Origin of the sequence: Candidatus Accumulibacter vicinus, assembly GCF_000584955.1 — a bacterium.
GTDB lineage: Bacteria > Pseudomonadota > Gammaproteobacteria > Burkholderiales > Rhodocyclaceae > Accumulibacter > Accumulibacter vicinus.
The window spans coordinates 327,728-335,488 of record NZ_JDSS02000019.1; the positions used below are offsets into that span (position 1 = coordinate 327,728).

7 protein-coding genes are annotated in these 7,761 nt (G+C 59.6%); 1 reads left to right on the forward strand and 6 read right to left on the reverse strand.

All coding sequences use genetic code 11. The features are described 5' to 3' along the window. Positions 1-33: 33 nt before the first annotated feature. The 6 genes from CAPSK01_RS07840 to CAPSK01_RS07865 form a co-directional block, all read right to left on the reverse strand. On the reverse strand, positions 34-2,724 hold the full coding sequence (locus tag CAPSK01_RS07840) for a DUF5906 domain-containing protein (RefSeq protein WP_034924701.1): 2,691 nt from the start codon (positions 2,722-2,724) through the stop codon (positions 34-36). After that, on the reverse strand, positions 2,721-3,242 hold the full coding sequence (locus tag CAPSK01_RS22290; protein ID WP_273703294.1) for an HNH endonuclease: 522 nt from the start codon (positions 3,240-3,242) through the stop codon (positions 2,721-2,723). Before CAPSK01_RS22290 ends, CAPSK01_RS07840 begins: the two co-directional genes overlap by 4 nt. Before the next feature lies 1 nt (position 3,243). Further along, complete coding sequence (locus CAPSK01_RS07850; RefSeq protein ID WP_034924709.1) at positions 3,244-4,491, reverse strand: AAA family ATPase; 1,248 nt, start codon at positions 4,489-4,491, stop codon at positions 3,244-3,246. Continuing rightward, on the reverse strand, positions 4,488-6,059 hold the full coding sequence (locus CAPSK01_RS07855) for a DUF4942 domain-containing protein (protein WP_034924711.1): 1,572 nt from the start codon (positions 6,057-6,059) through the stop codon (positions 4,488-4,490). The genes CAPSK01_RS07850 and CAPSK01_RS07855 overlap by 4 nt, the downstream gene beginning before the upstream one ends. Before the next feature lie 134 nt (positions 6,060-6,193). Continuing rightward, complete coding sequence (locus tag CAPSK01_RS07860; RefSeq protein ID WP_034924714.1) at positions 6,194-6,385, reverse strand: hypothetical protein; 192 nt, start codon at positions 6,383-6,385, stop codon at positions 6,194-6,196. After that, a complete protein-coding gene (locus tag CAPSK01_RS07865; protein ID WP_034924718.1) occupies positions 6,378-6,569 on the reverse strand; it encodes a helix-turn-helix domain-containing protein in 192 nt (63 codons plus the stop codon). The genes CAPSK01_RS07860 and CAPSK01_RS07865 overlap by 8 nt, the downstream gene beginning before the upstream one ends. Positions 6,570-6,645: 76 nt before the next feature. Here CAPSK01_RS07865 and CAPSK01_RS22295 point away from each other — a divergent pair, with 76 nt between their 5' ends. After that, positions 6,646-7,311 (forward strand): XRE family transcriptional regulator, encoded by a 666-nt coding sequence (locus CAPSK01_RS22295; RefSeq protein ID WP_273703295.1) that lies wholly within the window; start codon positions 6,646-6,648, stop codon positions 7,309-7,311. Positions 7,312-7,761 lie beyond the last annotated feature (450 nt).

Here is a 7,761-nt window from a genome sequence, read left to right on the forward strand (position 1 = left end):
GTTTCAGGGTACCGGTCTATCCGGTACCCTTCTTCAATCCAGGAAGTCGTTATTCGCCATCGCGTTGTCTAGCGTCTGCCGCATCTGCTCTTGAGTGAAATCTTTGGCCGCAACTGACACCCAAAAACGGTGTGGTTTCTTGCGCCACTTCACCCTTCCGACGAAGTGATATCCAAGATTTTTCAGAAGCGCATGCACATTTGGCCCGGAAATGGTTTTCTTCGTCCGCTCGGAAATCTCCGCAATCAGGCAGTTTGACGAGAGGACGTGTTTCGATACGCCGGCAACCCCGCCCTCCTCGATGATCTCTTCCGCGGCCACCACGACGAAGTTCTTGGAAAGCTCGATCAGGTGGGCCTTCGCGCCGGTCATCGGGGCATGCCCATCCGGGTCGAAATCGGGGTGCATCGGGCACTCCAGCAGCCATTTTCGAATCGCCCCAGGGAAGGTCTGAACGGCCGTGAAGAGGCGCTTGAAATAACCGTCTTCGCTCATCGCCTGCGTCTCGTCGATTCCGATTGCCGACTGCAGTACGAAATACCGTCGTTCGCCTTTTTCCAAAGGGATGCCGTCGTCAAAGTTGGACAGCAGGAGGTAGTTCGTTTTATTGATCGCCCGGAAGGGGTCTCGACCTTTCTGGTGCACGTCGATCACGTTGTTGGTGTGAAACTGCTTCAACTTGTTCGTGATGTCGTGCGCGTTCTCGCCGTGCAGTTTGACTTCCTCGATGCAGCGCACGGCCGCGCCCAGTGCCCAACCGGTGAAATCACTTTTGCACAGGACGCCGGCGTCCAGAGGCGCCACGTTGCCCGATCCCATCACCATGCCGAGGAGATCAAGGAAAAAGGTTTTCCCCCCACCAGGGGCGCTCGACAGGAAAGGCGCCCACCGGATTTTCACCCCAGGGTGTCGGGTGTTGTGCGCCAGCCAGGCGATCAACAGCTCGCGCTCCCGATCGTCCGGCAGCATCTTCTGGAGGTGGGCCTGCACGATGGCCACGGCGGCCCCCTCGGCATCGGTGAGTACCGGTGGAACCGCGGGAATGTCCTTGTCGCTGTAGCTGTTGGCCCACAGCGTCCCGAGCATCTCGAACACGGGCGTAGCGCCCGGCATATACCCCACCCCGGCCACGGTGCGCACGTTCCAGAACAGCTTGCAGTACTGGCTCGCCGCGGGAATATTGCCGTCCCGGTCCATGAATCGATGCATCTCCCGGTCATGCACCATATTGAACCCGGTGATGCTGACCGACTCGCCGGTGTCGAGATTGAAAAAATGGTCCTTGTCGGTACGGAATACCCAAGGCTTGGCCCATTCGGGTACGTGATCCTCTCCCGGCGCATCGGCGTTGCGCACCGGAGCCACCATGTCGCGGGCAATATCGATGCCCACTGGGGAGTGAGTGAGTGCGATCAAACGAGATTTGAGCGCCTGGGCCAAAAGCTCCCGGTCAAGGGGCTCCAGGTCCTTCGCGGCCTGGATGGCCGGCGCCACCGTCGAGCGCAGCACGGAAACCTCCACCGCGGCCTCAATGGCGGCCAGGTGCTGTGTGCAGGCCGTCTGCGCCGTCGTGGCGACGGTGCCCTTGATCTCCGGCAACCCCTCAACCCAGGCCACCATGGCCCGGTGTGAAGCGAGTTCATGGACGGCGATCATCGGGTCGTCGGCATCCCCCTCTTCATCGAGGTGCCCGAACTTGTAGAGGCGCACCACATCCCAGGCGTTCTGTAGGCGATCGCCGTGCGGGCTGGTGTTGTGGCTGTTGCCCAGGTACCAGTCATCGTCTGTGACGTAGCAGCCCTCTGCCGCCCCGTTGCCACCGAACCAGGTCACCCGGCGATCACTGCCCGCGGCATAGGCGAACAGGTCGGGGAGTATCTCGGCGATCACCCGGCTGATGGGGTAGGCCTTACAGAACGCACCGATGACCCCCGGCTTTGTGGTCGGGTCCGTGAGGTCCAGATCGCCGCCGGCGTGCGTGCGCTGGTCGCTGGCATCGAGCACGTCCTGAGGGATGATCAGCGGGACAGCTGCTATCTCGCCGCGGTGCAGCCCGCACCGGCGGCCGGCCATCGGGTCCGGGGTGCCGTTGAGGAAAATCGGGTGGGCGGTGTAGTGAACCTGGATTTTGCGCAGGGTGACGATATCCACTTTCACCTTTGTGGCGCGCACCCAGGCTTCGATCTGCGGCCCGGTGTAGGCGGTCTCCAGCCACCACCACAGATGCACTTTGAGCACGCCAGGCTTGCGCCCCGCGGAAGCCGACAACTGCCAGTGGTAGCTGGCGGTGTGAAACTCCGGCGGATATTCGGACTCGATCAGCTCCCGGATGGCTTCCTCGGGATGGGTGACCGGGTCCCAGAGCATCGGCTCGAAGTCGTCGTGGTCGGCACACCACCAGTGATGGGGCGTCTCGTCGAATAGTTCGCCGACTCGTTGATACTGCCCCGGCCGGGTCGGGGGCGCCAGCGTCTGCGCCGCGGCATCTCCTTTGAAAGCGCCACGGATAATGCAGCGCAGAGGTTTGGGAGCCAGATACTTGAGGCGCATCGACAGGCCGTCGATGTCTTTGACGGGCACGGATTCAACGCTGAACGTCTTGGCGAGACCATACGGGATGACGGTGTCCCCGTCGAACGATTTGGTCAGCTTCGGCCCGATGGATTTCAGGACGGTGAGGGTGTCGCCGCCGGTGACCGGCGCAGGCTCGGGTAGCGCACTCATGCTACGTGCCGCCAAATTTTACGGTTCACAATGTTGGTGACGTTCGTCACGCAAACATTGAACTCCTGAGACACAGATGCTCTTGATTCTCCGGCGGCAACCCGTTCCCTTATCTCCTGCACCTTTTCTGGATTCAATTTGGCTCCAGGTACGTCCTTTCCTTTGCGCTGCTTCCCTTGGGCAACCATGTCGCTCATATTTTCTTTTTGTGTCCCAAGTGACAAATGCGCCGGGTTGCAACATAGAGGGTTGTCGCAGGAATGGCGAACTACCTTCCCTTGAGGCAGATCGTGGGGAAGCACGCCTAGAGAAAGTGCAAGGCTGAATCGGTGAGAAAAGACTTGGGCGCGCGGATTTTTGGTCTTGAAGGTTCCATAAACAGGGGAGCCTTTTGTGCGAAATCGGCCCCCTGCGCGTGCTCCCTGCCATAGCCAACATTCGTCAGGTCCTGTCACCTTGACGTACGACCAAAACCGAAAATCATCAGCCCCTATGACTCTTTTTGTTGTGTTGGCCATGTCAATATTTCATCCACCGTTCATCGGCCACATAGACGGTTTCCCGCGCTCTTGAAATGGCGGTATATGCCCACCGCCGGCACGCATCATCCGGAGGCACGTTGCGCGGGTTCTCGGCGAAGTTTCTCTTGCTCGTGCTATAGATACCCTCGCGCTCATCGACAACCACCACGTGCGGCCACTCCCCGCCCTGAGCAGCATGCGCCGTGATGGCGTAGCCATAGGTCAGCGCCGCGCCCTCCTCGTCACCATGGGAATACCGCTCGATCAGATCAAGGTACTGCCGCACTTGCGCCGGGGGTTGATCCTCGAAAAACCTCAACATGTCCATGTCCGCCAGCGTCCGCGTGCCGTCAGGCAACACCAGGTCGACCTCGGCGGTACGCCCGGAGCCATCCCACGTAAAGGATTCAAGGGTGGCCTGTGTGCCGTTCAGCAGGAGGTCATCGTAGTTATCCCGGCAGATCATCAAATCCCCCGGCACGGGCAGGACCCCGGTGATTCCCAGGGTTTTGCGGGCGCGCACATTCAGCGCACGACGGATCACATTGCGCCAGCAGATGAGCTGCGGACGGTCCAGGACGAAAAGGGTTTCGAAGTCGTCGCCGGGGTAGTAGGCATCGATATCCAGGCCAATGCGCCGGCCATCCTGTGATGTCCGGACAGCCGTGGCCAGGTGAAGAACGGCACCGTCGTTGCGCAATACCTGCGTCAGTTCGGCGTCATGCTTCCGCGTGCAGAAGTAACCCCGCGGGTTGTCGATGTCCCCTACCGGCGGGAGTTGGGCGCCATCCCCCACCAGGATGAGGATGTCGGCCATTTTCTGCAGGTGTTTGAGGACCCAGGAGTTCAGCATCGAGCCCTCATCCACGATCACCACGTCGGCCTGGGAGATTTTTCCGGCGCCCAGTTTCTCCAGTTGATGGTTGGGAACGAAGGTCATCTTCTTCGGCCGGCGGCTGACCTCTTCGAGCGTGAAAAACCGCGCGAACACCGTGGCCGCGGAAACCCCTTTGCTCTGCAGGACCGTGGCCGCCTTGTTGGTCGGAGTCACCACGACGGGGATAATCCCCCGATCGACGAGTAAATCCACCAGCACCCGGAGTGCCGTGGTCTTGCCGGTGCCGGCGTGACCGCTCAAACTGAGGAGGCTCTGGCCCTGTTCCATTTTCTCAAGCAGGGTCAGCATCGCCTGTTGTTGATCCGAGGTGAGGTCCGACCAACGGGTGATTTCGGTTTGAGGGGTCATCGCTTTGTGGCTTTCAAAATGACAACGGAAATCGAGGTGCCTTGAAACTCGTTCGAGAAAGTCCGGGAGAACGAGAGATCAAAGCCAGGGAGATTGGCCGACTTCCGGGCACTGTCCGGGAGGATCGCCACCAGGCAACCGCCGGCAATCACCATCGAGGCGGCGTGTGCCAGATGGGCTTGCCACCGCCCGTCACTGAAAGGAGGGTTCATGACCACGCGGCTGAATGACCGGCCCTCGCCCCAAGCTAGAAAATCCGCTTTCTGAACGGTGTAGCCTTTGGCCTGTAGCACCTTGCAATGCAGATCGCTGATTTCGACGCAGAGTGTCCGGTCCTTGGGCATGAATTCCGCAAGAGCGCCTTGCCCGGCGCTGGGCTCCAGGCAAGTGTCTCGATCGCCGATGCCAGCCCAGGCAATCGCCTCCTGTGCAATGTTCGCGGGGGTAGCGTAGTACTGATGTGACACTTTGTCCGGGATGCAGCCGCTGACGATGATTTCGTCGATGACCGCTCCTGCGGCGTACTCAAACCGGTAAACCCCACTGTCTACTTGCGTGCCCCCGATACCCTCTAGTACGCGGCAGGCCTCGTCCCAGGCCGCTGGGTTTTCACTACGGTTGTAGTGGCGCCCCATATCCAGCTCAGGAGTATTAATCCGGCCTGCAATGAAACGTTTTTTCGAAAGTGTTTCCAGTACAGCAAAAGGTAGGGGGCGGAGCATCAAAGGCACCGTTTTGAGCGTCTTTTTCGGTTTCGTCCGGAATTCCGCGGGAATCGCCAAGGGGTGTAGGTGTGCGAGAATCCTGTTCAGTCGCCAAGCCATGTCCGGATGCACTTCCAGATGTGCTGTGCCCTTGTGATAGAGCCGGATGCGCAGTGCACCACCATCGATCGTCACCCATTTACCCCAACAACTTTTGAGCGTCGAGATCAGCGCTGCGCTGGCGTGATACTTGGGCTCGTCTCGCCCCATGAATTTGGCGATGACACACCGCAGGTCATCGATATACCCGACTCGCGAATAGCAAGTCATCTCGTTCGCATCGAGAATGTAAGCGATGATCATTCGCTTGCCGAATCCCCTCGGCGAGTTCGTGACGTGTTCTCCGGAGAGATTGTGGAAGATGCCATCCACACGTTCAGCCAAGAATTGTTGCCGCGCCGACAACAGACCATAGAGCGTTGGGCGTACCGTGTCTTCAGAGAACTCCGGCGTTTCCATTTCCGTGATCTGTTTATGCCAGTCATTCCGCCGGTTTTGGGGCATCACGTCGAGCACATCCGTGAGGGCCAGCGCTTTCGACCAGTACGTGGCGTTTAGTGCGGCCACAGCACCTTTCCGTTGGAACAGGCGCTCTGCCCGTAGCGAGGAGTAGCCGCGCTTGTCGCAGCCGTTTCCCTGGAGAAAATAGCGGACGATTCCGCCCATGTCGCCGGCGAACAGATCAGCCGCTTGGTTGACTTTTTCCAGTTCGCCCCGGTATTGCCCGATCAGTTGATCGATCAAATCCGTGGCGACAGGGGCAAAAAACTCGGAGGATTCTCCGATGACTTCCAGTGCGCCCATAAGCTATAATTCCTCGTCGTTTTGACTCTCCGCTACTGCCCGCTGTCGGTCGGAGAGAACCCCAACAGCCCGGAAACGCCTCGTCTAGTCCACGAGGCGTTTCTTTTGTCTGCTGCAATGCGATTGCATTTGCATCAAGGGTCATCCCGACCAAAAATGTCCTCAAGAGCCCGGTATCTCGCCCGCTCTTTTTCGAGGGCATCCTCAATGAGACCCCGCACCCACTCCGATACCCCCAGGTCAAGCGACGCCGCCAGTGCCCGCGCCTGCCGGTCCATCGCCGGGGTGAGGCAGACACCGATGGTTCGGAGGTGCTTTTCAGGCATGTGCTTCTTTGCACTTTTCGCAGTGCAGCCGAATCAGCGCGTCGCCGACTTCCCACTTGACGGACTTCTGCCGCCCACTGGTGAGATCGACGATAGACGGGGGCGTGAGGCCCACCTTCTTAGCGATGCCTGCTTGTGTCATACCTGCCGCCAGGAGGTCTTCAATGACCTGTTTGAAATCCATCTCAGTTCCTAAAATTCGATCTGTCGAATATCCTACTCTTCGACCAGACGAACGTCAAACGGAAGATGCTTGGACGATGAACACACTTGCCGAACGCCTAAGGGAAGCCCGGAGCGCAAAGGGCTGGTCAAAAGCCGAGCTGATGCGCCGCGCTGGGTTGCGTAGTGCCTCGACACTCTCTGAAATGGAGAACGGGGAGATTCACGACTCACCACAGTTGCCCGCGATCGCCGACGCCCTGGGAGTCGAGGTGCTGTGGTTACAGCAAGGCAGGGGGCCGAGAGCCCGGAAGGGAGAGGTCGCACAAGAGGTGTTCCCCGGCGACACCCGCTGCGCCATCCGCCGGGTGCGTTTCAAGCTGTCCGCCGGGGTCAGTGGGTACGAGATCGAGTACGACAACGGCGAGGCCGAGCCGATCTTTATGGCCCGCCGTTGGTTCGATCAACACCGATACCGGCCCGAGATGCTGCTGGCGGTCAAAGTGTCGGGGCGCAGCATGGAGCCCAGCCTGTATGATGGTGATCTGGTCGTGATCAACACCGCGGACACCCACCTGCGCGATGGCCAGGTCTATGCCGCCAATTACGAGGGCGAGCTGGTGATCAAGCGCCTGCGTCGAGATGCCGGCCAGTGGTTCCTGTCCTCGGACAGCCCTGACAAGGCACGCTACGGTGATAAGCGCTGCAGTGAGGACTGCGGGCTGATCGGTCGGATCGTTTACCGGCAGACGGAGCACATCTAGCTACAGCCCCCTGACCCACCCCCGAGCCCGCTGACCGCGGGCTTTTTTGCGCCTGGCGGATTCGTGCGTGAAAAAGTTTCGATAGTTCGACGAAAAATTGTTGACATGAAATTCGACAAGTCGAATAATGCACTCACTGACCGACGTAACGCAACACACCGCAACACCGTCAAAGGCCAGTCTGCTCGGAGCAGCCAGCACCAAACTCCGACCCAAGCCACGCGGGTGACAGGGGACAGCAGCCGGATGCTAGAAAGCCGGTGACCCAATGATCGTCCAAACCAGTGAATCTGAGGACGTGAGGCGAGAGGCAGCAGCCGGGAGGCTGAACTGGGGCTGTCCCGCTTGCGAGGGGCAGCATCGAATCCTCTGGGCCTCTTGTGTCCGCAGGACCGGGGGATTCGATGCTGGTCATCAGCAAAACCAAAATCAGTTCAACCCGTGAATCAG